1 protein-coding gene is annotated in these 253 nt (G+C 62.5%); it reads right to left on the bottom strand.

What is annotated here, in order from left to right; genetic code table 11:
- Window positions 1-69: 69 nt before the first annotated feature.
- On the bottom strand, window positions 70-253 hold a 184-nt coding region (locus SB753_RS39420; protein ID WP_410805469.1), incomplete at its 5' end, for a hypothetical protein.

Below are 253 nucleotides of genomic sequence, written 5' to 3'. Positions count from 1 at the left end.
GGTGCGGCCATCGACCTTACGCTGCAACTAGTCGGTGGTGATCGTGTAGCCGGCTGTGTCGGGTCCCGGTCAGTCGGCCATGACTTTTGGCATCTTCGGCGACGTCACGGCGTCGTCAGGAAACAGCGCACCGAAGTACGCGGCGCATGCGGAAACGATGAGTCGATTCATGTCCCGCAATCCGCCCGCCCTGCCATCGCCCAGGAAGTCGGCGAAGATCGGACCTTCGACGCGAAGCTCGTTTGCGCTCAGA

Source organism: Paraburkholderia sp. SIMBA_053, assembly GCF_046534895.1.
Classification (GTDB): domain Bacteria; phylum Pseudomonadota; class Gammaproteobacteria; order Burkholderiales; family Burkholderiaceae; genus Paraburkholderia; species Paraburkholderia caledonica.
Note: the sequence above shows the minus strand (reverse complement) of the source record. Positions and strands in the feature narration are given on the sequence as shown.